Source organism: Streptomyces sp. JW3, from assembly GCF_052216785.1.
Classification (GTDB): Bacteria; Actinomycetota; Actinomycetes; order Streptomycetales; family Streptomycetaceae; genus Streptomyces.
Genome location: NZ_JBQOUX010000041.1, coordinates 22,633 through 46,745, shown reverse-complemented (window position 1 = coordinate 46,745; position 24,113 = coordinate 22,633). Strand labels below are relative to the sequence as shown.

At 71.5% G+C, this 24,113-nt stretch carries 22 protein-coding genes and 1 pseudogene; 9 read left to right on the top strand and 14 right to left on the bottom strand.

Features of this window, described 5'->3' with window-relative positions; genetic code table 11:
- Positions 1-209: 209 nt before the first annotated feature.
- Positions 210-521 (top strand): annotated as a pseudogene (locus ACTT8P_RS18565) (aldo/keto reductase); the annotation flags it as partial.
- On the opposite strand, the gene ACTT8P_RS18560 reads toward ACTT8P_RS18565, so the two are convergent.
- Both ACTT8P_RS18560 and ACTT8P_RS18555 read right to left on the bottom strand, forming a co-directional pair.
- The gene (locus tag ACTT8P_RS18560) at positions 488-685 is read right to left on the bottom strand and encodes a DUF397 domain-containing protein (RefSeq protein ID WP_442832766.1); all 198 of its coding nucleotides are present in this window, start codon (positions 683-685) and stop codon (positions 488-490) included. The pseudogene ACTT8P_RS18565 and the gene ACTT8P_RS18560 sit on opposite strands and share 34 nt — an antisense overlap.
- Positions 682-1,503 carry a helix-turn-helix domain-containing protein gene (locus ACTT8P_RS18555; RefSeq protein WP_442832765.1) on the bottom strand — a complete coding sequence of 274 codons (822 nt, stop codon included), beginning with the start codon at positions 1,501-1,503 and terminating at the stop codon, positions 682-684. Before ACTT8P_RS18555 ends, ACTT8P_RS18560 begins: the two co-directional genes overlap by 4 nt.
- A gap of 289 nt (positions 1,504-1,792) precedes the next feature.
- Here ACTT8P_RS18555 and ACTT8P_RS18550 point away from each other — a divergent pair, with 289 nt between their 5' ends.
- Positions 1,793-2,047, top strand: coding sequence for a hypothetical protein (locus tag ACTT8P_RS18550; protein WP_442832764.1), 255 nt, complete (start codon positions 1,793-1,795; stop codon positions 2,045-2,047).
- A 17-nt stretch (positions 2,048-2,064) separates the two neighbouring features.
- Here ACTT8P_RS18550 and ACTT8P_RS18545 read toward each other — a convergent pair whose 3' ends face one another.
- From ACTT8P_RS18545 to ACTT8P_RS18530, 4 genes are read right to left on the bottom strand one after another with little or no spacing between them, the layout of a single operon-like run.
- Positions 2,065-2,721 (bottom strand): hypothetical protein, encoded by a 657-nt coding sequence (locus ACTT8P_RS18545; protein WP_442832763.1) that lies wholly within the window; start codon positions 2,719-2,721, stop codon positions 2,065-2,067.
- Complete coding sequence (locus ACTT8P_RS18540; RefSeq protein WP_442832762.1) at positions 2,718-3,245, bottom strand: hypothetical protein; 528 nt, start codon at positions 3,243-3,245, stop codon at positions 2,718-2,720. Before ACTT8P_RS18540 ends, ACTT8P_RS18545 begins: the two co-directional genes overlap by 4 nt.
- A gap of 2 nt (positions 3,246-3,247) precedes the next feature.
- On the bottom strand, positions 3,248-4,663 hold the full coding sequence (locus ACTT8P_RS18535; RefSeq protein WP_442832761.1) for a putative T7SS-secreted protein: 1,416 nt from the start codon (positions 4,661-4,663) through the stop codon (positions 3,248-3,250).
- Positions 4,660-5,031, bottom strand: coding sequence for a WXG100 family type VII secretion target (locus tag ACTT8P_RS18530; protein WP_442832760.1), 372 nt, complete (start codon positions 5,029-5,031; stop codon positions 4,660-4,662). The genes ACTT8P_RS18535 and ACTT8P_RS18530 overlap by 4 nt, the downstream gene beginning before the upstream one ends.
- A gap of 198 nt (positions 5,032-5,229) precedes the next feature.
- On the opposite strand from ACTT8P_RS18530, the gene ACTT8P_RS18525 reads away from it, so the two are divergent.
- A complete protein-coding gene (locus ACTT8P_RS18525; RefSeq protein WP_442832759.1) occupies positions 5,230-6,051 on the top strand; it encodes an SAM-dependent methyltransferase in 822 nt (273 codons plus the stop codon).
- Between the two features lie 40 nt (positions 6,052-6,091).
- Here ACTT8P_RS18525 and ACTT8P_RS18520 read toward each other — a convergent pair whose 3' ends face one another.
- Positions 6,092-6,454 (bottom strand): DoxX family protein, encoded by a 363-nt coding sequence (locus ACTT8P_RS18520; RefSeq protein ID WP_442832758.1) that lies wholly within the window; start codon positions 6,452-6,454, stop codon positions 6,092-6,094.
- A gap of 165 nt (positions 6,455-6,619) precedes the next feature.
- Between ACTT8P_RS18520 and ACTT8P_RS18515 the strand changes: the two genes are divergently transcribed.
- Positions 6,620-7,471, top strand: a complete 852-nt coding sequence (locus ACTT8P_RS18515) for a LysR family transcriptional regulator (protein WP_442832782.1) — start codon at positions 6,620-6,622, stop codon at positions 7,469-7,471.
- Positions 7,472-7,486: 15 nt separating this feature from the next.
- Here the strand turns inward: ACTT8P_RS18515 and ACTT8P_RS18510 are convergent, their stop codons facing one another.
- From ACTT8P_RS18510 to ACTT8P_RS18490, 5 genes are all read right to left on the bottom strand, one after another.
- Positions 7,487-9,352 carry a discoidin domain-containing protein gene (locus ACTT8P_RS18510; RefSeq protein WP_442832757.1) on the bottom strand — a complete coding sequence of 622 codons (1,866 nt, stop codon included), beginning with the start codon at positions 9,350-9,352 and terminating at the stop codon, positions 7,487-7,489.
- 120 nt (positions 9,353-9,472) lie between these two features.
- Positions 9,473-10,834 carry a GH1 family beta-glucosidase gene (locus tag ACTT8P_RS18505; protein ID WP_442832756.1) on the bottom strand — a complete coding sequence of 454 codons (1,362 nt, stop codon included), beginning with the start codon at positions 10,832-10,834 and terminating at the stop codon, positions 9,473-9,475.
- A 29-nt stretch (positions 10,835-10,863) separates the two neighbouring features.
- Complete coding sequence (locus ACTT8P_RS18500) at positions 10,864-11,703, bottom strand: carbohydrate ABC transporter permease (protein ID WP_442832781.1); 840 nt, start codon at positions 11,701-11,703, stop codon at positions 10,864-10,866.
- 7 nt (positions 11,704-11,710) lie between these two features.
- Complete coding sequence (locus tag ACTT8P_RS18495) at positions 11,711-12,727, bottom strand: carbohydrate ABC transporter permease (RefSeq protein ID WP_442832755.1); 1,017 nt, start codon at positions 12,725-12,727, stop codon at positions 11,711-11,713.
- Complete coding sequence (locus tag ACTT8P_RS18490) at positions 12,724-14,040, bottom strand: ABC transporter substrate-binding protein (RefSeq protein ID WP_442832754.1); 1,317 nt, start codon at positions 14,038-14,040, stop codon at positions 12,724-12,726. The genes ACTT8P_RS18495 and ACTT8P_RS18490 overlap by 4 nt, the downstream gene beginning before the upstream one ends.
- Positions 14,041-14,259: 219 nt before the next feature.
- Here ACTT8P_RS18490 and ACTT8P_RS18485 point away from each other — a divergent pair, with 219 nt between their 5' ends.
- The 5 genes from ACTT8P_RS18485 to ACTT8P_RS18465 all read left to right on the top strand — a co-directional run bounded on the left by ACTT8P_RS18485 (position 14,260) and on the right by ACTT8P_RS18465 (position 19,415).
- Complete coding sequence (locus ACTT8P_RS18485; protein WP_442832753.1) at positions 14,260-16,050, top strand: coagulation factor 5/8 type domain-containing protein; 1,791 nt, start codon at positions 14,260-14,262, stop codon at positions 16,048-16,050.
- A gap of 113 nt (positions 16,051-16,163) precedes the next feature.
- Positions 16,164-16,910, top strand: a complete 747-nt coding sequence (locus ACTT8P_RS18480; protein WP_442832752.1) for a TetR-like C-terminal domain-containing protein — start codon at positions 16,164-16,166, stop codon at positions 16,908-16,910.
- Positions 16,907-18,061, top strand: coding sequence for an MAB_1171c family putative transporter (locus ACTT8P_RS18475; RefSeq protein WP_442832751.1), 1,155 nt, complete (start codon positions 16,907-16,909; stop codon positions 18,059-18,061). Before ACTT8P_RS18480 ends, ACTT8P_RS18475 begins: the two co-directional genes overlap by 4 nt.
- A 320-nt stretch (positions 18,062-18,381) precedes the next feature.
- Positions 18,382-18,840 (top strand): helix-turn-helix domain-containing protein, encoded by a 459-nt coding sequence (locus ACTT8P_RS18470; protein ID WP_442832750.1) that lies wholly within the window; start codon positions 18,382-18,384, stop codon positions 18,838-18,840.
- Positions 18,837-19,415, top strand: a complete 579-nt coding sequence (locus ACTT8P_RS18465) for a toxin (protein WP_442832749.1) — start codon at positions 18,837-18,839, stop codon at positions 19,413-19,415. Before ACTT8P_RS18470 ends, ACTT8P_RS18465 begins: the two co-directional genes overlap by 4 nt.
- 49 nt (positions 19,416-19,464) lie before the next feature.
- On the opposite strand, the gene ACTT8P_RS18460 is transcribed toward ACTT8P_RS18465, so the two are convergent.
- Together ACTT8P_RS18460 and ACTT8P_RS18455 are read right to left on the bottom strand one after the other, a co-directional pair.
- Positions 19,465-22,953, bottom strand: a complete 3,489-nt coding sequence (locus tag ACTT8P_RS18460) for an aminotransferase class I/II-fold pyridoxal phosphate-dependent enzyme (protein WP_442832748.1) — start codon at positions 22,951-22,953, stop codon at positions 19,465-19,467.
- Positions 22,950-23,891 carry an NAD-dependent epimerase/dehydratase family protein gene (locus ACTT8P_RS18455; RefSeq protein ID WP_442832747.1) on the bottom strand — a complete coding sequence of 314 codons (942 nt, stop codon included), beginning with the start codon at positions 23,889-23,891 and terminating at the stop codon, positions 22,950-22,952. Before ACTT8P_RS18455 ends, ACTT8P_RS18460 begins: the two co-directional genes overlap by 4 nt.
- Positions 23,892-24,113 lie beyond the last annotated feature (222 nt).

The window sequence follows — 24,113 nt, the reverse complement described above, 5'->3', positions numbered from 1 at the left end:
GCCGCGATCACGCCCCCCGTCATGCGTACGCGCCGGCGCGCGCGCCGCCGTCACGGCCTCGGCGGCCCGGTCGACACAAGGAGCCCACTCCCGGACCCGGATGTCATAGAAGTGACGGAGCGCCTCGGCCGCCCTGCCGTCGCACGCGGCGGCGACGATCAGCGCCTTGAACAGTCCCCGCCGCCGGGGATCGGTCAAAGTCCGCTGCGGCCGACTACGGCCCGCCCGTCCCCGACGAACACCTCTACACCGTGATGCACGCGCTGGACGAGATCGCGAAGGAGACGGGCCGGACAGTCCCGCAGATCGCCCTCAACTGGCTCCTCACCCGCCCGACCGTCTCCTCGGTCATCATCGGCGCCCGCGACGAGCGGCAACTACGCCAGAACCTGGGCGCGGTCGGCTGGACCCTCACCGCCGACCAGACGGCCCGCCTGGACCGGGCGAGCCACCGCCCGGCCCCCTACCCGTACTTCCCGTACGAGCGTCAGGAAGGGTTCGCCCGCCTGAACCCGCCGATGAACTCGCCCCACGCCGAGGAGCCGACAGCGAAGCCAGGTCCAGCCGCCACCTTGGAATCCCGCACATGAACCACCCCAGGAACCCGCGCGACCTCAACGCAACTGTCCCCTTCAGACCCGCTGTAGCTGCTCCTGAACCAGTCCAGCTCGCTCGTGCCGCTCATAGCGCCCCTCGCATTTGCCGCAACAACTCGGCCGAGTCCGCCGGGGACAGGGCCTGGGAGCGCATCTTCGCATAGCGCATCTGCATGACACTGACCGCTTCCCGCTCCACGATCAGCTGCCCGGTCATCTGCCCCTCCGAGTACCCGAGCCACTGCCGCTCGGGAGTCTCCAGCAACTGCATCGGCCCGTCGGCGCCCGCGTGCTGAGGCTGTCGCAGCGGCATGATCTGCAACTTCACGTTCCACAACTCCGTACAGGCGAGGAGGTGGTCGATCAGCTCGCGGGTGACCTGCTCCCCTCCGATGTGCCGCAGCAGCACCGCCTCCTCGATGATGAAGCTGAACGCGATCGGCGGCGTGCGCCGCAGCAGTTCCTGCCGGGCCCGCCGCGCGGCGATCCGCTCCTCCAACTGCTCCTCGCTGGGCGGTGGCGGCACATTGCGCATGAGCGCGCGGGTGTACGCCTCCGTCTGAAGCAGCCCCGGCACCACCCGGCACTCGTAGGTGCACAGGGCGACCGCCGTCTCCTCCAGCTCGGCCCATTCCTGGAACCAGACCGCCAGCCCCCGTTCCCGCCCGACGTGCCGGGCCATCGCCCGCAACACCCCGAACGCGTCCAACGCCGCCTCCAGCCGCAGCACGAACGTCGGCGTCGGCATCCGCCGCCCCTGCTCGACCGAGGCGACGGTGTCGAGCGAGTACCCCATCACCTCGGCGAGCTGCTCCTGCGTCAGCGCCGCCCGCTCCCGGAACACCTTCATCGCCGCTCCGAACGCCTTGAGACTGTCGGACTTCTCGCCCGCGCCGCTGTTCGCCATGACCGACGACCCCCTTGTCGCGTAGTGGCACACCGCTCGGCAGTACAACGGCACAGCGGCCGAGCCGGATACGTGGAGGGATTCGCCGGGACCCGTACAAAGCGAGATGTACGGGTCCCGCGACAGGCGGTAGTCGGATGCGGTCCGCGTAGTCTCGCGGGGTGCATGCCCATCTGTGGTTCGAGAATCCGCCGGCTCTGCCTCACGAGGTGGTCGTCGAGACAATGGAGCGGCCCTGCGCGACCGCTCGGCGGAGGGCGAGGCCGCGGGCGTCCTGGTCGGGACCGCGTTGAATGACGACGACGCGGAGTTCGTCGAATACTGGTGCGTGCAAGTCGGCAGGCGGGCTGTGACGGGCAGTCCGTTGCTCGGGCTGGCCGGTCTGTGCCTGGGGCACACCGCTCGACGCTTCGGGCGTCTCAGCGACGAAGCCCTCGCGTTGGCGCAGTCGCTGGCGCTGCGGGCCGAGGCCGACCCGACGGATGTGGACGGACGGGCCGTCGACGGCTACGACGACGTCCGGAGTTTCCTCCACCTGTGGTGACGCGTGAGCCACAACTCCTACCCGAAGACGGCCCTGACCTCGTCGTCGACCGTGCCTCCGCCGCTGGGTGCCGGCCCATCGCCGCTTGAGACCCGCAGGTCATGAGTTGTCTTCGACAACAGCGCGACATAGAACGGCAGGTCGGGCAGGGAGGGCGTAGTGAGACTCAGGACCAGGAGACGTCGCATACGAGGCAGCGGCAGATACACGTCCATCCTGGCCAGTGGGAGGGCGGCGGCCGTGTCGTCCGCCGGTTCGGACCGCCACTCCATGCCGCACAGGACGATGACGCCAGGTCCCGCCGGGACCTGGATGTACTCGACCGAGTTGTTGTCGTTGGTGGAAAGCGCCTCGAAGAGGCCGCGCGCCGAGAGTGCGGCGTCGGGTTCGTCCAACGGGTCCAGACGCGCCAGCAACGAGGCCGTGGTGAGACGGCCGTCGGGAGCCTCGTCGAGACAGAATCCGGCGTAGAAGGAGTTCCCGGCGAGGGCGTGGGCGGCCATTTCGCGGTAGACGTGGAATGCCGTCGCCCGCTGAAAATCCGTGCCGGTGGGCCAAACGGCCTCCGCGATGGCCCAGAACTGCCGTCGGCGTTCCTCCCCGTCCAGTTCGAGCCCCAGGGATCGGAACCCTCCGGGTATGTCCAAGTGCAGTTCAGGAGCTGTCTGGTTCACCACGAGTCCTTGGCGTGTACTGGGCGGAGGACGACACCGTTCCTGAGATCCGGCGAAGCCTCCAGAGCGAGGCCGTGAACGGACGCCAGACGTTCCACTGTGCTGAGCGGAACGCCTCGGTAGCGACGAGGATGTACGCCGACCCGGTACAGATAACCGTCGGACCGGACCTCCCGCGCCACGCTGTACGCCACCCGCGTGCGCAGGCTGAACGACCGCTGGTCGAGCTCCCGGGTCAGGCGAGCGAGCTCCCGGTCGAGATGTGCCTCGTGCTTGGCAGGCCGGTGCGACATCCGCAACGAGAGCGCGGCAGGTGACAGGAAGCGCGCGAAGGGTTCGAGGAGACGTGCCAACTGGTCCTCCGTACCGCCTCCGAACAGCACGGCGAGCAGCCACACCGACCGTACGACGAAGTCCACCGGAATGGCGACCCACTGCACGACGAACCACACGACGAGCCCCAGTCTCGACGGATGGGGAAGGGCCGGTTCGGTGGCTGTTCCGGAATGGGGTGCGGCAGCCATCCCTACTCTCCCGTGACGCTGTCGTAGATGCCGGACACCGTACCCGGCACGGACTGTGCCAGCAGCGGGCCCTTCGACCACCAGGACGTCGGATCGACACTGCCGTCGGCGCGAATCGCCGCTTTGAGCGAGTCGATGTCCTTGAGTACCGGAGTGCTGGAGATAACCGAGCCGAGTTTGGACTCGCCGAACGAGGCTCCCAGATTCTTGGCCACCGAGTTCTCCCAGGCGAGCGAGAGCCGGTTCCCCATCCCACCTGTGGCCTCGAATACGCGGCCCTCCGACGCGCGGAGGATGCGACCGCCTTCTCTGACGAAATTGTCCGCCTCGGCGGCCCCGTCGCCGACGAGGCGGTTCAGCCGGGCGATCCGCTGGACGTCGTCGACGTTCGCGACGACGGCCTCCCCGACCTGCTCCGTACGCACCGCCACCTTGACCGACCCCGTGACCGCCGCCTTGGCAAAGCCGGCACCGGGGATGATCCCGATGGCATCGCCCGCGAGATCCATCAGCCCGACGTCCGCTCCTCCGATCTTGGCGGCGCCGTGTGCGAGCAGCGCGCCCGCCGAGAGACCGGCAGCGGTCAGGGCGAGACCCCCGGACAGGGGCGGGCACCACAGTGTCAGCAGCGACAGCACCCCGAGGACGGCCGAGATGTTGCCCAGCCAGTCACCGATCGACTTGAGCAGGTCCTTGTGCCGGGCGCACCACTCCTGCACGGCGTGCCCGAGCTTCTGGAACTCGTCACCCAGCCGGTCCCAGAACCCCGGATCCGGGGCCTTGTCGGTCGCCTTGCGCAGATGGCTCGCCACGCCACGAGCCTGTGCCTGGTGTTCCTCCAGCAACCGTTCGGCCCGCTTGACGATCTCCTCGAGTTCCCGTTCAGCCTGGTCCAGCCGCGTGGTGGCCGCCGACAGGGCACCGTCGGCTTGCGTCAGCCGGACGCTCGCCGCATCGATCTTCGACTGGGCATCCTGTAGAGCGGTGCCGGTGAAGTGCTGGCCGCCGAGACGGAAAGCGGGGTCGGCGGCCGCCTGGTTGTAACGATTGGCCGCGCTCTCCCTGGTCTCCTCCGCAGACGCGAGCCGTCCCTTCGCCTCCTTGGCCTGTGCCTCGAACGTTCGCGCCGTGTCCTGGTAGTCGGCCAACGCCTCGCGCCAGGCCGACAGCTCCGACGACGCCGTACCCATCGCTTCTTGGCTGTCCTTCAGGTAACGGGGCAGTTCCCCGACTTTCTTCGAGAAGGCGGAAGCGGCATCTCCGGCCCAGGTCACATTGCCCGTGAGGCGCTTGATGCTGCCGTACGCGTTGTCCAGGGAGGCCGCCGCCTTCCTGGTGCGCGCGGCGAGCGAGTCCACGTTGCCGGGATCGCCCGGCGCGGGATCGAAACCGAGCGCGGGGTACGAGTCACTGCTCACCGGGTGCCGCCTTCCCCCGCGAAGCCGTCACGCAGCGCCGACTCGACCTCCTGGTAGGTGTCACGGGTCTTCTTGAGGCCGTCTTCGATGGTCTGCGTCCCGTCGGCGATCTTCCCGATCGCGTCGTCCCAGCTGTCGTGAAACTCGTCGCAGGCGTTGTCGAGAGCTTTACTTCCCGTGCTTTTGGGACCGGTGTCGCGCAACGCGCTCAAGGCCGTGCGCATCTCGTCCTGACTCGCGTGGAGTTCTCTGACCAGACTGTCCAACTCGCCGATCTCCACCTTGAAGCCCGCGCCCATAGCGGCGTCCTCCTGTCCCGCAGGGCGCAGCCGAATCCGGCCGCCCTGCACTGCGTCCCGGCCGTCCATCACTTTCCGTGGGCAAAGCGCCCGGGAAGAGCTTACGACGGGGCTGTCGACAGCAGCGATCTTCCGGACAGAGCGTGTGCGCAGGCTCCGGACGCAGACGTGCGCGAGGCGTGCCAAGATGCTCTCCTGACAGCCGACGCAGTCGTGCCCGTACAACGTACGTCGGCGGCACGCCAGTTCAGGACGGAGCCACGCACCATGACCTCCCTCGGCAGTGACGGCCGCAGTGACACCCCCGCCCACCGGATCGACACGAGCAAGCCGCATCCGGCGCGGATGTACGACTACTTCCTCGGCGGGAAGGACAACTACGAGGTCGATCAGGAAGCCGCCGAGGAGTTCATGAAGGCCGCGCCGGAGGTGCGGGAGGGGGTGCTCGCCAACCGGCGGTTCATGCGGCGGGCCGTCGAGTACCTGGTCACCGAGGGGGGTATCCGGCAGATCCTGGACATCGGCACGGGGCTGCCCACCGAGCCCAACGTGCACCAGATCGCGCGGGCCCTCGCCCCCGAGACCCGGGTCGTCTACGTCGACAACGACCCCATCGTCAGCACCCACTCCATGGCGCTGCTGAACGAGCCCGACACCTCGGTCGTCCTCGCCGACCTGCGCGATCCCCGGGGCATCCTGGACCACCCGGACGTGCGCCGGCTCATCGACCTCGACGAGCCGGTCGCGCTGCTGCTGGTGGCCGTCGTGCACTTCGTCTCCGACGCGGAGGACCCGGGCGGCATCCTCGCCATCCTCCGCGACGCGCTTCCGGACGGCTCCTACCTGGTCCTGTCGCACGCGACCGGTGACGTCCACGAGGACCGGCGGGAGGGCGCGGCGGCCGTGTACCGGAAGGCCACCGCGTCCATGAACCTGCGCCCGCACGCCCGGGTGACGGAGTTCTTCGGCGACTTCGCCCTCGTCGAACCCGGGCTGGTGCGGGTGACGGACTGGCGGCCCGAGGAGCCGGTGGCGGCCGGCGCGCCGTTGATCGGTATTTACGGTGGGGTGGCCCGGAAGGACGGCTGAGGCCGACCGGACCACGGCTACGGCTACGGCTACGGCCCGGTCACAGCCACACCGTCGCCGGCCACACCGTCGCCGCCGCCGTCAGTACCAGGGTGAGGTTGAGGGCGATCTGCCGGTCGCCCATGCGCAGATGGACCCGGGTCGCGGCGAGCTGGAGGAGGACGAAGCCGATCGCCGCGGCCAGGGCCAGCCACGGGGCGATGCCGGTGAGCGGCGGCAGGATCAGGCCCGCCGCGCCCAGCACCTCCATCACTCCGATGGCCCGCACCGCCCGCATCGGCATGCTGTCCACCCAGGCCATCATCGGCCGGAGCCGGTCACGGCTGCGCACCACTTTCACCCCGCCGCCGTAGAGGTAGAAGGCGGCGAGCAGGCCGGCGACGATCCAGTACGCGGCGGTCATGAGGTCACCGTGCCGGCGACGGGGGAGAAAGCCGGTGTGCAACCCGGTGTGTCAGTCATGTGCCGATCCCATCGGCTGGACACCGGGCCGTCCAAGACCTGTTCGGTCCCTCCAATACCGGACGGGTATCGTCGCAGCATGGAGCAGATGGAGTACATGCGGCACATGGAGCTGCGCACCCTGCGCTACTTCGTGGCGGTCGCCGAGGAACTCCACTTCGGGCGGGCCGCCGCCCGGCTGCACATGAGCCAGCCGCCGCTGAGCCGGGCGGTCAAGCGGCTGGAGACCGACATCGGGGCCGCGCTGTTCGACCGCTCACCGGCCGGCGTCACCCTCACCCCGGTCGGGACGGTGCTGCTGGAGGAGGCGCGGGACCTGCTGGACCGGGCCGACCGGGCCGGTGTCCGGATGGCCGTGGCGGCCGGTCGCGCGGTCCTCACCGTCGGCATCCTGGGCGACAGCGGTGACCCGGCCGCGGCGCGGCTGGCCCGCGCCTACCGCGAGCGGCATCCGCACGTAGAGGTCCGGGTCCGCGACACCGACCTGACCGACCCGACCTGCTCACTGCGCGCCGGGACGGTCGACGTCGCGCTGACCCGGGGACCGTTCGACGAGACCGGCCTGGCCACCCGGACGCTGCGCGCCGATCCGGTCGGGGCGCTGCTGCGGGCCGACGACCCGCTGGCCGGACGGGACCGGCTCACCCTGGCCGAACTGGCCGACCGGCCCTGGTTCCGGTTCCCCGCGGGCACCGATGCCCGCTGGCAGGCGTACTGGCAGGGCGGGCAGCCGCGCCAGGGCCCGGTGGTGCGCGCGGTCCAGGAGTGCCGGCAGGCCGTGCTGTGGAACGGCACGGTCGGGATGACACTCCTGGACCACGACCCCGGGCCGGGACTCACCGTGGTGCCGGTGGCCGACCTGCCGCCGAGCCCGGTGGTGGCGGCGTGGAAGGCGGGCGACGGCAATCCGCTGGTCCGGTCGTTCGTACGGGCGGCGGTCGCCGCCTACCGCGGATGAACCGCGGCGCCCGCCTCACCCCTTCTGCTCCACTCGCACCCAGTCCACCTCCGCCCGCACTCCGCCGCCCGCGATCCGGTCCACGCTGGACTGCGGCAGGCCCCAGTAGGGGGTGGTGACCTGGTTCCAGCCGGCGGGGTACGCGCCGCCCAGCGCCAGGTTCAGGATCACGTACTGGTTGTGGCCGAAGACCCACTGGCCGCGGGTGGCCTCCAGCTTGTTCCGGGTCGTCTCCTGGACCAGGCGGTCGTCGACGGAGAAGCGCATGCCGGTGGGCGTCCACTCCACCGCGTAGGTGTGCCACTGGTCGGCCCGGCCGGCCGCCGGGTACACCTGCCGGGCGCCGATGTTGCCGTCCGCCGAGTAGCCGGGCCCGTGCAGCGCGCTGCTGGTCCAGTCGGCGTAGCCGATGTTCTCCATGATGTCGGTCTCGCCGGACGCGGGCCAGGAGACGGACGGGTCGTCCACGTCGCTGCCGAGCAGCCAGAACGCCGGCCAGAAGCCGTCGCCGACCGGGAGTTTCATGCGGGCGCTGACCCGGCCGTAGGTGAAGTCGAACTTGGTGTGGGTGTCGATGCGGCCGGAGGTGAAGTCGTACGTGCCGCCGCCCGCCTGGGTGCAGCCCTTGCAGTACTTCGACTGGAGGACCAGCGCGCCGTTCTCCTGCCGGACGGTGTCGGTGGAGTCGACGTACGCCTGGGACTCGCCGTTGACCGGGCCCATCTCCGTGCCGGTGCGCACCACCCGCCACTTCGAGCGGTCCAGGGCGGCGGAGGTGAAGTCGTCGAAGAAGGTGGTCCGGTACCCGCCCGTCTGGTCGCCGGGCAGCGCCGGGTACGCCGCCGCCGCCGAGCCGCCGGTGCCCCAGACCTCGAACTCGTAGAGGGAATAACCGAATTGGGCGGTCGCGGGGGCCGGGTTGTAGAAGGAGCGGCGTTCCTTGCCGAGCATGCGGACGTAGCGGCCGGTGGCGGGGGCGGGCAGGCGGACGCTGTCGTGCCGGCCGGTCGCCTCCGCCGGGGACTTGACGTCCGCGCGGCGGGCGGCCACCTCGGCGGCCGAGGGGCGGTACACCGTGCGCCAGGTGCGGTTGTCGTCGGAGACCTGGAGTTCGTAGTCGACGGCGTACGCCGCCTCCCAGTACAGGTCCACCGTGTCGATGACCGAGGTGGCGCCGAGGTCGACGGAGACCCAGCGGTCGGCGTTCCAGTCGCTGGACCAGCGGGTGGCGTCGGCCTTCAGGTCGGCCGGTACGCCGCCGTCGGTGACGAACGCCGGTGAGTTGCCGGCGTGCTGGTAGTAGTTCGCGTAGGCGGGGTGGTTCAGGGCGAGGTTGGCGCGGGTGGTGGCGGCGGGGGCCGGTTCGCCGCCGTACACCTTGAAGGACCACAGCGAGTAGCCGTAGGGGGTGGCGCGCTCCACGCCGCGCAGGCGGACGTAGCGGGCTCTCACCTCCTGCGGGTAGGTGTGCGCGGTGACCGAGCCGCCGGTGCCGGCCGTCTCCGTGTAGAACGGGGTCCAGGCGGTGCCGTCGGTCGACGCCTCCAGGACGTACCGCTTGCCGTAGGCCGCCTCCCAGTCCAGCACCACCCGGCCCACGCGGACGACCGCGCCGAGGTCGACGCGCAGCCACGCGTCGTCGGTGAAGTCGCTGGACCAGCGGGTGGCGCCGTTGCCGTCGAAGGCCAGGCCGGGCGCGCTGCCGGCGTTCTCACTGCCGGAGGCGGTGACGGCGGCCGGGTCGGTGGCGTAGGCGGTGGCGGCGCGGTCGGTGTCCCAGGCCGCCGCCGTGGTGCGGGCGGCGGCCGGCGGGGTGAACGCCGGGCCGGCCGCCAGCAGGGTCAGCGCCGCGAGGGCGGTCAGGAGGGTGCGGGATGCCATGTCGTCTCCTTTGACGAACGCATAGTGATCTGCAATGACGTGTACCTGACATTCAGGGTTTCGTACGGTCCGCCGGGCGCGGACTCCCGCGTCCGCGCCCGGCACCCACCGCACCGCCGGTCAGGCGGCCCTGCTCCCCCGGATGCGCCCGTGCTCCGCGATGATCCCGGCGTACCGCCGGCCGCTGCCCTTGATGGTGCGGGCCTGTGTCCGGTAGTCCACGTGGACCAGTCCGAACCGCTTGTCGTAGCCGTACGCCCACTCGAAGTTGTCCAGCAGCGACCAGGCGAAGTACCCGGCGAGCGGGGCGCCCTTGCGGGCCGCCGCGGCGCAGGCGGCGATGTGGGCGGCCAGGTACTCGGCGCGCTCCGGGTCCTCGACCGTGCCGTCCGGGCGGACGGTGTCGGGGAAGGCCGAACCGTTCTCCGTGACGTACAGGCGGCGGGCGCCGTAGTCGTGGGTGAGGCGGAGCAGCAGGTCCTCGATGCCGCTCGCGTCGATCTCCCAGTCCATGCCGGTGCGCGGGACGCCGGCGCGGTGGACGGTACGGACGTAGGGGGCAGGGGCGGCGGGGTCGGCGGCGACCGTCTGGGGGAAGTAGTAGTTCAGGCCGAGCCAGTCCAGGCCGGCGCCGATCAGCGCCAGGTCGCCGTCGCGTTCCGGCAGGTCGACGCCGTACAGCTCGCGCATGTCGGCGGGGAAGCCGCGGCCGTGCACCGGGTCCAGCCACCAGCGGTTGGTGTGGCCGTCCATGCGGCGGGCGGCCGCCAGGTCCTCCTCGGCGGAGGTGGCCGCGTGGATGGTGGAGAGGTTGTTGACGATGCCCACCTGGGCGCCCGGGGCCGTCGCCCGGATCGCCTGCATGCCCAGGCCGTGGGCGAGCAGCAGGTGGTAGGAGGCCCGGACCGCCGCCGTCAGGTCGGTCCAGCCGGGGGCCATCGCGCCCTCCAGGTGGCCGATCCAGGCCGAGCACAGCGGCTCGTTGAGCGTGGTCCAGTGGGTGACGCGGTCGCCCAGGCGTTCCGCGACCACGGCGGCGTACGCCGCGAAGTGCTCCGCCGTCGACCGCTCGGGCCAGCCGCCCCGGTCCTGGAGCACCTGCGGCAGGTCCCAGTGGTAGAGGGTGACGGACGGGGTGATGCCCGCCTCCAGGAGCGCGTCGGTCAGTTCGTCGTAGAAGGCGAGGCCCTTGGCGTTGACCTCGCCGGCGCCGCCGGGCAGCACGCGCGGCCAGGCGATGGACAGGCGGTAGGCGTTGGTACCCAGCCGGCGCATCAGGGCGATGTCCTCGCGCCAGCGGTGGTAGTGGTCGCAGGCGGTGTCGCCGTGGTCGTCGCCGGCGATTTTGCCGGGGGTGTGCGCGAAGGTGTCCCAGATCGACGGCGAGCGGCCGTCCTCGGCCACGGCTCCCTCGATCTGGTACGCCGAGGTGGCCGTGCCCCACAGGAAGTCGTGCGGGAGGGCGGCGAAGTCGATGGTCACGTAGGTCCTTTCGGAGGAAGGTGCGCCGGTCACTTGACGGCTCCGGCCGTCAGGCCGGCCACCAGGTAGCGCTGGAGCAGCAGGAAGCCGGCCACCACGGGGACGCTCACCACGAGCGAGGCGGCCATGATCTGGTTCCAGTAGACGTCGTTGAGGGTGGAGTAGCCCTGGAGGCCGACGGCGAGGGTGCGGGTGGTGTCGTTGGTCATCACGGAGGCGAACAGCACCTCGCCCCAGGCGGTCATGAAGGCGTAGACGGCGACCGCGACGATGCCCGGGACCGCGGCCGGGACGACGACCCGCAGCAGTGCGCCGAGCGGACCGCAGCCGTCCACCAGGGCCGCCTCGTCCAGGTCGCGCGGCACCGAGTCGAAGTAGCCGATCAGCATCCAGATGGAGAAGGGGAGGGAGAAGGTGAGATACGTGAGGATCAGGCCGCCGCGGGAGCCGAACAGGGCGATGCCCGTGGCGTTGCCGATGTTGACGTACATCAGGAACAGCGGGAGCAGGAAGAGGATGCCGGGGAACATCTGGGTGGACAGGACGGTGACCGTGAAGACCCGCTTGCCGCGGAAGTCGTAACGGCTGACCGCGTAGGCGGCGAAGACCGCGATCAGCACCGAGCAGACGGTCGCCGCGCCCGCCACCACCAGGGAGTTCAGGAAGTACTTGGCGAGCGGGACCGTCGACCAGATGTCGATGTACGGACGGACGGTCAGCTCGCTGGGCAGCCAGCGGAACGCGCTCGTCACGTCGGCCAGCGGTTTCAGCGAGCTGGAGACCATGACGTAGACGGGCAGCAGGACGAAGGCGGTCAGGAGGGTGAGCACGATCCGCCGGGTCCATACGAAGGAGCGGGGCGGGGCCATCGGGGACCTAGGCACGGACATGGACCCTCCGGCGGCGTGCGCTGACGGCCAGGTAGACGCCCGTCACGACGAGCAGGAACAGCAGCAGCAGGACCGACATCGCGGAGCCGCGGCCGAAGTTCCAGGTGGCGAACGACTCCTGGTAGATGTGGACGGAGATCAGGTCGGCGGAGGCCGGAGCGCTCTTGCCGAAGAGGACGAACGGTGTGTTGAAGTCGTTGAACGTCCACAGGAACAGCACCAGGACCAGCACCTGGTTGACCGCGCCGAGCGACGGCAGGGTGATGCGGCGGATCCGCTGCCAGGTGCCGGCGCCGTCCAGCGCGGCGGCCTCGTACAGCTCCCCGGGGATGTTCTGGAGGCCGGCCATGACGATCAGGAAGGCGAACGGCCAGCCCTTCCAGACCGAGACGGTGAGCAGCGCGACGAACGCGTTGTCGCCGATCAGCCAGAAGGAGGGCTGGTCGGTGAGGCCTAGCTGGTCGTGCAGGACGTGGTTCACCAGGCCGTTGTCGTGCTGGAACATGAAGACCCAGGTGATGACGGCGGCGTAGACCGGCAGCGCGTACGGGACCAGGAACAGGGCGCGCAGCAGGCCCCGGCCCCGGAAGGTGTCCTGCATGCAGATCGCCGCCGCCGTGCCGATCAGCCAGCACAGGCCGACCGACAGGACGGTGAAGGCGACGGTGACGAAGAAGGAGTGCAGCAGGTCTTCGCCGACCGGGGTGTCGAAGTCGACGGAGACCCGGTAGTTGTCGAGGCCGGACCAGGGGGCGGTGCCCCAGTCGCGGATGAAGAACTGGGTCAGCTCCTTGAAGCTCATCACCACGCCGACCACCATCGGCACCAGGTGGACGAGGAGTTCGAGGAGGAGGGCGGGCAGCAGGAGCAGGTAGGGCAGGGAGATCCGGCGGAGCCGGCCGGGGCGGCGCCGGGGGCCGGCCGCCGCCGTACCGGCCGGGGCGGGGTCCTTGGCCGCCCGGCCGCCGGCCTGTTCGGGAACAGTGGTCGTCACGGTGGTCACTCCGCCGGCATCTGCTGCTGGGCCTTCTCCAGCTTGGCCTCGACCGACGCGGTGGTGACCGCGCGTCCGGCGGCGGCGTCGGCGAACAGCTCCTTGATCGCCGTACCGACGGCCGTCTCGAACTGGGACTCGGCGGCGACCTGCGGCAACGCGACCGCGCTCTTGGCGAGGGTGTCCTTGAGCACGGCGTTGGCGGGGGTGTTGAAGGCGGGGTCCGACTGGGCGGCCTTGACCGGCGGTATGGAGCTGTACGCCTTGTTGAGGATCTGCTGCTCCTCGTCACCGGTCATGAACTTCACGAACTCGGTGGCGCCGGTGAGGTTGTCGGTGTTCTTGAAGACGGCCAGGTTGATGCCGGCCACCATGGAGTTGACGTGGGCGCCGGTGCCGGGGGTGCCCGACTGGACCGGGACCGGCGCGATGCCGTAGGCGTCCTCGGCCATGCCCTGGGACTTGAGGTTGGCGGCGGCGGTCTGCCAGAGCAGCATGGCGGTCTTGCCCTTGGCGAAGTCGCTGACGGACTGGTTCTGCGCGTACTCGGCGTTGCCCGGCGCGATGATCTTGTCCTTGGCCATCAGGTCGACGTACTGCTTGACGGCCGCCACGGTCGCGGCGCCGGTGAAGTCGGCCTTGCCGTCGGCGGTGAAGAAGTCGGCGCCGTGCTGTTTGACGAAGACGTAGGCGTGGTGGATGTTCTCCGACGGGTTGGAACCCTCGGCGCCCAGGCCCCACTTGCCGTCCGCGGACAGCTTCTTGCCCGCCGCGACCAGGTCGTCCCAGGTGGCCGGAGGCTCGCTGATGCCCGCGTCGGCGAACATCTGCTTGTTGTAGTAGAGCGCGTACGCCAGGGAGTACAGCGGTACCGCCGCCGGGTCCTCGCCCTGGGCGCCGGTGGAGGCGAGGGCGGAGTCGACGAAGCGGTCCTTGCCGCCGATCTTGTCGAAGTTCTTCGCGTCCCAGGGCAGCAGGGCGCCGGTGGCCTGGAGCGAGGCGCTCCAGGTGTTGCCGATGTTGAGGACGTCGGGGCCCTGGCCGGAGGTGGCCGCGGTGAGGATGCGGTTGAGCAGGTCGGACCAGGGCACGACCTCCAGCTTCACCTCGATGCCGGTCCGCTTCTCGAACTTGTCGAGTTCGGGCTGGAGCACCTTCTTGTCGATCTCGACGCTGGCGCCCTGGTTGGAGGCCCAGTAGGTCAGGGTCTTCGGCGCGCCGTCGGACCCGCCGCCCGTCGGTGAACCGCCGCCGCAGGCCGAGGCGGCGAGGGCGAGAGACAGGGTGACGGCGCCTGCGGCCGCGGCTCGGATGCTGCGCATGGCACTTCGGGTCCCTTCGAGGAGTGCACTCACGACTTAATTTAGGACGTGAGTTAAACCCTGAGAGATGGGCTCGTCAAGGGTTCGCGCACCACTCGTCGAACTCTGTCCCGCCTCTTGACGCCCGCGTTCGGAAGGCTGAAGCATTCCTCGCCGAGAGAGCGCTCCCTCCTCCCCCACCGTTCACTTCCTGAAGAGAATCGACAGGAGAGCCGCCCCATGTCGTCCACCTCGCCCCGTCCCGCCCCCGGCCGCAGAGCCGTCCTCGGTGCCGCCGCCGCTGCCGCCCCGGTGCTCGCCGGGCTGTCCGCCACCCCGGCCGCCGCCGCTCCCGCCGCCGGCCGGAAGAAGCCGCTGGCCGCGCTGCCCGGCGGTGGCGACCTCGGCCCGAACGTCATCGTCTTCGACCCCGCCACCCCCGGCATCCAGGCGAAGCTCGACGAGATCTTCCGGCAGCAGGAGTCGGCCCAGTTCGGCACCGGCCGCTACCAGTTGCTGTTCAAGCCGGGCACGTACAACGGCCTCAACGCCCAGATCGGCTTCTACACCTCCATCTCCGGGCTCGGCCTCTCCCCCGACGACACCACCATCAACGGGGACGTCACGGTCGACGCCGGCTGGTTCAGCGGCAACGCCACGCAGAACTTCTGGCGTTCGGCGGAGAACCTCGCCCTGGTCCCGGTCAACGGCACCAACCGCTGGGCGGTGTCGCAGGCGGCTCCGTTCCGCCGGATGCATGTGCGCGGCGGCCTCAACCTCGCCCCCGACGGCTACGGCTGGGCGAGCGGCGGCTACATCGCGGACAGCCGGATCGACGGCCAGGTCGGTCCCTACTCCCAGCAGCAGTGGTACACCCGGGACAGCGCGGTGGGCGGCTGGCTCAACGCGGTGTGGAACATGGTCTTCTCGGGCGTCGAGGGCGCCCCCGCGCAGAGCTTCCCGAACCCGCCGTACACCACCCTGGACACCACCCCCGTCTCCCGCGAGAAGCCCTTCCTGTACCTCAGCGGCAGCGAGTACCGCGTCTTCCTCCCCGAGAAGCGGACCAACGCCCGCGGTGTGTCGTGGGGCAACGGCACCCCGCGCGGCACCTCCCTGCCGCTGAGCCAGTTCTACGTCGCCAAGCCGGGCGTCACGGCGGCCACCCTCAACGAGGCGCTCGCGCAGGGCCTGCACCTGCTGCTGACGCCGGGCATCTACCACCTGGACCGGCCGGTGGAGGTGAACCGCGCGGGCACGGTGGTACTCGGCCTCGGGTACGCGACCCTGATCCCCGACAACGGGGTGACGGCGCTGAAGACCGCCGACGTGGACGGCGTACGGCTGGCCGGGTTCCTGATCGACGCGGGGCCGGTCAACTCCCCGGTGCTGCTGGAGGTCGGCCCGCAGGGCGCCACCCGCGACCACTCGGCCAACCCGACCACCGTGCAGGACGTGTTCGTGCGGATCGGCGGCGCGGGCGCCGGCAAGGCCACCACCAGCATGGTGATCAACAGCCGGCACACCGTCGTCGACCACACCTGGATCTGGCGCGCCGACCACGGCGAGGGCGTCGGCTGGGAGACCAACCGCGCCGACTACGGGCTCGTGGTCAACGGCGACGACGTGCTGATCACCGGCCTGTTCGTGGAGCACTTCAACAAGTACGACGTGCAGTGGAACGGCCAGCGCGGCCGGACCGTCTTCTTCCAGAACGAGAAGGCGTACGACGCTCCCAACCAGGCCGCGATCCAGAACGGGTCGGTCAAGGGGTACGCCGCGTACAAGGTCGGCGACAACGTGACCGAGCACGAGGGCTGGGGACTGGGCAGCTACTGCTACTACAACGTCGACCCGGCCATCGTCCAGCACCACGGCTTCGCCGCCCCGAACCGCTCCGGCGTCCGCTTCCACGGCCTGCTGGTCGTCTCGCTGGGCGGCAACGGGCAGTACGAGCGGGTCATCAACGACACCGGATCGCCGACCTCGGGGACCTCGACCGTGCCCTCGACGGTGGTGTCGTATCCGTGACGCGGCCGTCGTGAGACGGGGCCGGCCCGCCGCTCGGCCCGGCGGCGGGCCGGCCTGTTTCCGGACCGGCGCATTTTGATCCGGACATGGTGACCGACCGGTACGGTTCGACCATGGAATCCGGAACGAGTCCCGCCGCCGACGCGACCGTCGGGCCCACGGCGGCCATCAAGTCCACCGCCCGCCGACTGCTGGAGACGCTGGGCGCCGGCCAGCTGTCCCTGGACGCCGTCGCCGACGCCGGCGGGCTGTCCCGTGCCGAGGTGGCGGCCGTCTTCCCGCACCGGGACGACCTGTTGACCGCCCTGCTCGTCGACGCCTACGACGCGTCCGGCGCCGCGCTGGAACAGGCCGACCGGGACGCCCTGGCCGCCGGCGCGTCGGCGGGCGCGCGGCTGCTCGCGGTCGCGCGGGCGCTGCGGCAGTGGTCCTTCGCGAACACCGCCGAGTTCACCCTGGTCTACGGTTCGCCGGTGCCCGGCTACCACGCCCCGCAGGAGACCGTGCCGCCCGCCTCCCGCACCCCCGCGGTGCTGGCCGGCATCGTGCGGTCCGCGCTTCAGGCCGGTGAACTGGTCCCGCCCCGGCGGACGGTGCCGGGGCCGCCGCTGCTGCGGCCGGAGGCCGTGGCGCTCTTCGGCGGCACGCCCGGCGCTCCGTACACCGACCTGGTGGAGCGCGGCATCGTGCTGTGGAGCGGGCTGATCGGGCTGCTGGTGTTCCAGGTCTTCAGCCGCACCCACGACAGTGTCAGCGACGAGGAGACGTTCTTCGACTTCGCCGTCGCCGTGGTGGCCGAGGGCATCGGACTCGAGGTCCCGGCGGGCGAGAGCACGGGTGGGAACACCGACGGACCGTGAACACCATCAGAACGCTCTGCTTCGCCATGGCGGCGCTGTCCTCGTACGCCGCGCTCGTCTACCGGCTGGGCCAGGTGCGCCGCAACCGGCGGGAGCGCGCCTACCGCACGCTGGTGGCCACGCTGCTGCTCCAGTGCCTCACCTTCACCATGGGCGCCGTGGCCATGGGCGACGGCTCGTTCCTGGGCGTCGGCAACCTCGCCATCCTGCTGATGCACCTGTCGGCGGTGGCCTTCTGCGTCAGCGCGCAGATCATCCTGCTGCACTGGGCGGCCTCCGAGGCGGAGGCCGCCCGCAGGAGCCGGTACTGGCTGATCACCGGCATCGCCCTGGACATACTGCTGACGGTGCTCTTCCTGGTCGCCGACGGCACCGGCCGGCCGGCCTCCGACTTCGACACCGGCAGCGGCCAACCCCTGGTGTTGACCTACCTGTTGCTGTTCATCGTCTCCCAGGCGGTGCCCTGCGTCACCATCTTCCGGCAGTGCGGCCCGTACGCCCGGATGACCGACAAGCCCTCGCTGCGGCAGGCGCTGCGGCTGCTGTCCGTCGCGGCCGTGGTCCTGTTCCTGTACTGCACGGCCCGCACGGTCAACATCCTGACCGCCGCGGCGGGCCTCGACATCGGCGCCTGGAGGCTCGCCTCCAACCTGTTCAGCGCGGCGGGCATCGCCATCCTCTCGATCAGTCTGACGGTGCCGTCCTGGGGCGGGCCGGCCGTCCGGCTGCTGGACTGGGCGGACAACTACCACGCCTACCGGGTGCTGTTTCCGCTCTGGCGGGATCTGTACGAGTCCTCCCCGGACATCGTGCTGGAGCCGCCCGGGTCCTCGGTCTCCGACCTCGACTACCGGCTGCACCGGCGGGTGGTGGAGATCCGGGACGGCTGGCGCGATCTGCGGCCCTACATCGACCGCAGGGTGAACGGCGCGGACGGGCCAGGGGCCGAGGCGAGCGCGGAGTCCCGGCAGGCGTTCGCCGAGGCGGCCCGGATACGGCAGGCGCTGCACGCCAAGCGGGCGGGCACGGTGCCGGAGGACAACATGGACGCCGCGGACTTCGAAGATCGTGATTCGGACAACTTCGCCGCGGAGACCGCCTGGCTCACCCAAGTCGCCACCGCCTACCGTAAGCTCAGCAAGGTGGGTTGAGAGCTCCCGCCCGGTCCGTTCCCCCGTCGGACCGGGCGGGCCTTTTGCTGCTCGGTCCCGCCCGGCCGCCGTGGCTCGCCCGTCGGTGGGGCCGGGCCGAGCGGTCCGCCCGGCCCGGCCGGACCGGCCCACCCCCGAGGACCGGTCGGGCCGACCGCACCGGAAACCAACTCGGCCACCCCCGTGGGCCGAGTTAACTGCCAGCTATCGGCGCGCTCCAACGTTGGCGGAGACATGCCCAATTGTCAACTGCCAGCTAATCTGGAAAACTGGCGGATAGCCAAGGGCATATCCGAGGGGCGCCGGAGGGAGGATCACCCGTGTCCGAGCCTGACGACCGACCCCTGCTCGCCACGCGTCTGGAGGACCTCTTCAAGACGGTCCGCCCCAAGGGCAGGCACTGGACCAACGCCGAGGTGGCCGAGGAGCTGAAGCGCCACAACCCCGACCTCAAGGTCGGCGGCGTGTATCTGTCGCAGCTGCGTACGGGCAAGCGCTCCAACCCCTCGCCGGACCTGCTGGCCGCCCTGGCGCGGTTCTTCGGTGTGTCGGTCGCCTACTTCTTCGACGACGAGGTCGCCCAGTCGGTACTGGGCGAGCTGGCCGCCGTCGAGGCGCTGCGGCAGGCGGGGGTGCGCGCGGTGGCGATGCGCGCGGCCGGCATGAAGCGGGAGAACCTCCAGGCGATCACGGCCATCATGGACCAGTACCGGCAGTTGCAGGGGCTGCCCCCGGTCACCGACGCCCCCGAGGCGGAAGGCGGGCGGCCGGCCCGATGAGAGCCTTCCGCAAGAGCCGGCCGGCCGAGCCGGACCGCCGCAGCCAGCTCAAGAAACTGCGCAAGGCCGGCGCCGAGCGGATCGCCGCCCTCGGCCTGCCGGACGTGGCCGACGTGGCCGAGCTCTGCCTGCACCTCGGCACCGTCCGCGGCCGGCCGATCACCCTGGTGCCGATGCAGATGCCGGCCTCGCACCCGTGCGGCATGTGGGTCGCCGCCCGCGACGAGGACCTCATCTTCTACGACGCCAACACCACCAGCGCGCATCAGGAGCACATCATCTTGCACGAGCTGGGACACATCATCTGCTGCCACCGCGGCGCCGGCTGGCTGGACGAGACGACCGCCCGTCTCCTCTTCCCCAACCTCGACCCCGATCTCGTGCGCGACATGCTCCTGCGCGCCACCTACGACGACGTCCAGGAACAGGAGGCGGAGATCATCGCCTACCTGCTCTCCCAGCGGGTGGGCAGCACCCGGGACCCCAAGGGCGCACCACCGGTGGAGGAATCCGGCCAAGGCGGGGGCACGGACGGGAACGCCGTGCTCAGCCGGATCGAACGCACCCTCATCTGAGCCGCGCAGCCGAGCTGTGGACCTGAGACGCGGACCTGAGACGCGCCGGTCAGCCCCCGGCCGCGGCCACCTCCTCGGCCAGCACCGACACCACGCGCCGGATGTCCTGCTCGCGGTGCTCGCTGGTGACGAAGAACCGCAGCCGGGCCAGGCCCTCCTCCACGGCGGGGTGGAAGATCGGGTCGGCGATGACACCACGGTCGTAGAGCCGGTCGGCGACCCGGAGGGTGCGGGCGGAGTCGCCGAGCACGCACGGGACGATCGGGGTGTGGGCGCTGACGCCGGTGGCGAGCCCCGCCCCGGTGGCCAGGGCGCGGAACAGGTCGGCGTTGCGGCGCAGGGTCCGTACCCGCTCCGGTTCGGCGCCGATCAGCTCGGTGGCGGCCAGCGCCGCCGCCGCGTTGGCCGGGGTCAGTCCGACGCTGTACACGAAGCCCGGCAGGGTGTGCCGCAGCCACCGCACCATCCTGGCCGAGCCGCCCAGGTAACCGCCGCAGCTGGCGAACGCCTTGGACAGGGTGCCCATCCACACGTCCACGTCGGACCGGTCGACGTCGAAGAACTCCCCGACGCCGCGCCCGTGGTCACCGACCGTGCCGATGCTGTGCGCCTCGTCCACCATCAGCAGCGCGCCGTACCGCCGCTTCAGTGCGATCACGGCCGGCAGGTCGACCAGGTCGCCGTCCATGCTGTAGGCGCCCTCGACGACGACCAGCACCCGCCGGAACCGGGACCGGTTGACCCGCAGCAGGTGCTCCAGCTGCCCCATGTCGTTGTGGGCGAACGGGCGCCGGGAGGCGCCGGACAGCGCGCAGCCCTGGAGGATGCTGTCGTGCGCGAGCGCGTCGTGCAGCACCAGGTCGCCGCGGCCGACGAGGTGGCCGACGGCGGTGACGTTGGTGGCGTGGCCGCTCACCAGGGCCACGCAGTCCTCGGTGCCGAGGAAACCGGCCAGCGCGCCTTCGAGCCGTACGGTCAGTTCGCGTTCGCCGGAGAGCACGCGGCTGGCGGACACCGAGGTCCCGTACCGGTCCACCGCGCGGCGCGCGGCCTCGTTCACCGCCGGATGGCCGGACAGGCCGAGGTAGTTGTAGCTGCCGAAGGACAGGTAGGGGCGGTCGTCGATCACCGTCGTGTCGCGGATGTTGCCCTGGTGGACGCGGAAGTAGGGGTAGTCCGCGCCGCTGTCCGCGATCGCGTGGAAGCGTTCCTCGAACTGCCGCAGCTCGGGAAAGTCGTCGACGCGGGAGGTGGCGGCGTCCCACCGGGGCGGCGGCGGGGCGGCCGCGGCCGGCTCGGGCCCGGACGGTCCGCCGGGGTCCGGCCGCTCACCGGAGTGCGCGGCGGCCAGCGCGATCAGCCGCCGTACGGTGAGGCCGGGGGTGTACATCTCCTCGGTGCGGAAGCCCGGTATTCGCTTGCCTATGCCGACCTCCAGCTCCTCCAGCATCAGCGAGTCGAACCCCAGATCGGCACCGAGGGCCATCCGCTCCGCGACATCGGACGGCGGGAACACCCCGACCCGCGCCACCTCTTCGAGTACGACGCCGGCGGCGACGGAGGCGGTGGGGACACGGGTCGGAACAGGTGCTTCGGGCACGGACTCCACCCGGGGCGGGGCCGCCTGCCGGGGTACGGCGGGTGCGGGCGCGCGGGCGGACTCGTCCAGCACCCAGTGCCGGCGCGGGGCCAGCGGACTCGGCGGCAGGGTCAGTGGCGGTACGCGCTGCCCGGCCGGGGGCAACTCCGGTGCGGCCAGGGCGACTTCGGCCAGCCGGGCCAGTGCGGCGGCGCGGGTCTCGCCGGGCATCGGCTGCGGCGCGGCGGCCGGTGCGGGCTCGCCGGGGCGTACGGTGCCTGCCCGTACGCCGGGCGCGAGTTCTCCCGTACGCCCCGCCGCCACCGCCTCGGCGGCGCGGGCCAGTTTGCCGACGGCGTCGGCGGCGTCCTCGGCGACCACGGCCAGCCGTTCGGCGAGCGGGACGCGGCGCGCGAGGGTGTCGGCCACCTCGGCCGGCGACGGCTTGTCGTCGGCGATGGCCCGGGCCACCTCGCGGGCGTGCCGGGCCAGCCCGGACCGGTCCCGGGCGGTGAGCACCAGCAGGTGCGGCGCGGCCTCCCGCTCCGGGCGGGCCCCTAGCCGCGCGCACTCCTCCAGCACCAGGTGGACGCCGGTGCCGCCGAAGCCGAAGGCGCTGACGCCGGCCCGGCGCGGCTGCCCGGCGTCCGGCCACGGGGTGACGCGGGTCGGCACGGTCAGCCGGGCCGCGTCCAGCCCGGCGGAACCGGTCAGGCCGAACGCGGGCTGCGGCGGCACCAGCCCGCGGTGCACGGCCAGGGCGGCCTTCATCAGCCCGGCCAGGCCGGCGGCGGCCAGCGAGTGCCCGACCACCGCCTTGACCGCGCCGAGGTAGGCGGGCGCGCCGTCCGCTCCGCGCAGCTCGCGCAGGGCGCCGATCTCCACCGGGTCGCCGACCGTGGTCGCCGTGCCGTGCGCCTCCAGGTAGCCCACCGCGTCCGGGGCCAGGCCCGCGTCCCGGTAGGCGCGGCGCAGGGCGCGCAGCTGACCGGCGGCCTGCGGATGCATGCCGCCCTGCACGGTCCCGTCGTTGGCGGTGCCCACGCCGCGGATCACCGCGTAGACCCGGTCGCCGCCCGCGAGCGCGTCGGTCAGCGGCCGCAGCACCAGCATGCCGGCGCCCTCGCCGAGCACGAAGCCGTCGGCCTCCGCGCCGAACGGCAGGCACCGGCCGCTGCGCGAGATCGCGCCGATCCGGCACAGCCCGATCAACAGGTCGGGGGTCAGGACGAGTTGGGCGCCGCCGGCCAGGGCGATCCGGCTGCGGCCGGCCCGCAGCGCGTGCACGGCGTTGGCCACGGCGATCAGCCCGCCGGAGCAGGCCGCGTCCAGCGCGTAGCTCTCGCCGTGCAGATCGAGCACCGAACTGACCGTGTTGGGGCCCATGTTGAGCAGCAGTCCGGCGACGGAGGTGCCGTGCAGCCGGTCGACCGCGCGGACCATCTCCAGCGCCCCGGTGTCGGCAGTCCCGGTCCCGAACTCGCCGCCGGCCAGCTGGCGCATCCGGATCTGGAGGGTGCTGATCTCCCGGTACCCGCTCTCGGTGAGCGCGGTGATCACCGAGGTCTCCTCGCGGTCGAAGCCCTCGGCCTCCCAGCCCGCGTCCTGCACCGCCTCGCGGGCCAGGTCGATCAGCAGCCGGTGCTGCGGGTCCATCGCCCGGGCCCGGCGCGGCGGGATGCCGTAGTGGGCGGCGTCGAAGTGGCCCACGTCCGGCAGCAGCGCCATGGTGTCGGTGTAGGCGGCCGAGGCGTCCCGGAGGGACTGGCCGAGGAAGGCGGCGGACCGCCACCGCTCGTCGGGTACGCGGGTGAACTGCGGCCGGGGGTCGGTGAGCAGCCGCCAGTACTGGTTCAGGTCCGCCGCGCCGGGGAAGCGGCAGGCCATGCCCACGATCGCGATGTCGTCGTGGCGCGCCCGCGGCATGTCTGCCGGGGGGTGGGTGGTCTCGGGTCTCATGGGGTGTCCCCCACTCGCGCGCGCCACCAGTCCACGGTCGCCTTCAGCTGTTCGTCCAGTGGGGTGGCCCGCAGCGCGAACTCGGCCTCGTAGGCGCCGGAGTCCACGACGAAGGGCCGGTCGAACTGGTAGCGGACCTCGCGCAGTTCGCGCAGCAGCGGGGAGAAGACCCCGGCGACGGCGTGCACGGCCGGCGGCAGGCCGCGGACCGCGACCGGTGCGGTGCCCGCCTGGGCGGCGAGGCGGTCCACCATCTGCCGGGTGGACAGGGCGGGTTGGTTCGGCAGGTGCCAGGCCCGGCCCAAGGCGCGTTCCTCGCCCGCAACCTCGACCAGTGCGCGGGCCACGTCGGGCAGGTAGCTCCAGCTGTGCGGGGCGTCCGGGTCGCCGAGGGCGGAGACCGGCTTGCCGCGCAGCAGCCGGGGCATGACGCGGGCGGCCAGGTGGCCGCCGTCGGTGACGCCGGGTCCGAAGAAGTCGGCGGCCCGTACCTCGACCGCCTTGAGCCGGCCCTGTCCGGCGAGTTCGCGGGTGCGTTCCCAGACTGCGGCCCGCGCCCGGCCCTTGGGTCCGGTGGCCGCGAGCGGCAGGTCCTCGGTCAGCGGGCCGGTCACCGGCCCGTACCCGTACAGGTTGCCCAGCATGACCAGGACGGCGCCGGTCGCCTCGGCCGCCGTGTGCAGCGACGCGGCCAGCGGCGGCCAGTCGTCGGCCCAGCGGTGGTACGGCGGTGCGGCGCAGCCGTAGACGGTGCTCGCGCCGCGCACGGCGTCGGTGAGCGCCGCGGGGTCGGCGGCGTCCAGCGCGATGTGCTCGATGCCGGGTTCGGGGTTCCGGCCCGACCGGGTGACGACACGTACGGAATGGCCCTGTTCGGCCAGCAGCCGCGCGGTGGCGGCACCGGCGGGCCCTGATCCAATGACGACTTGAGGATTCACGCGCGCACCCTAGCGCGCGGGCCCGCCCGCACGGCGCCGAATATGTCACGAGCATGCCACACGCGCTCCGGGCCCTTCGCCTACTCCCCGGGGAGTAGGCCCGGCCGTACGCCTCCCTGGGGAGTATCCGGCAACTCCCCCTGTCGTGCGACGAATTCGCCGTCCGTTCCCCCAAGACTGGAGCCCGTCCATTAACATCGATAGCTAACGAATAAATAGGAA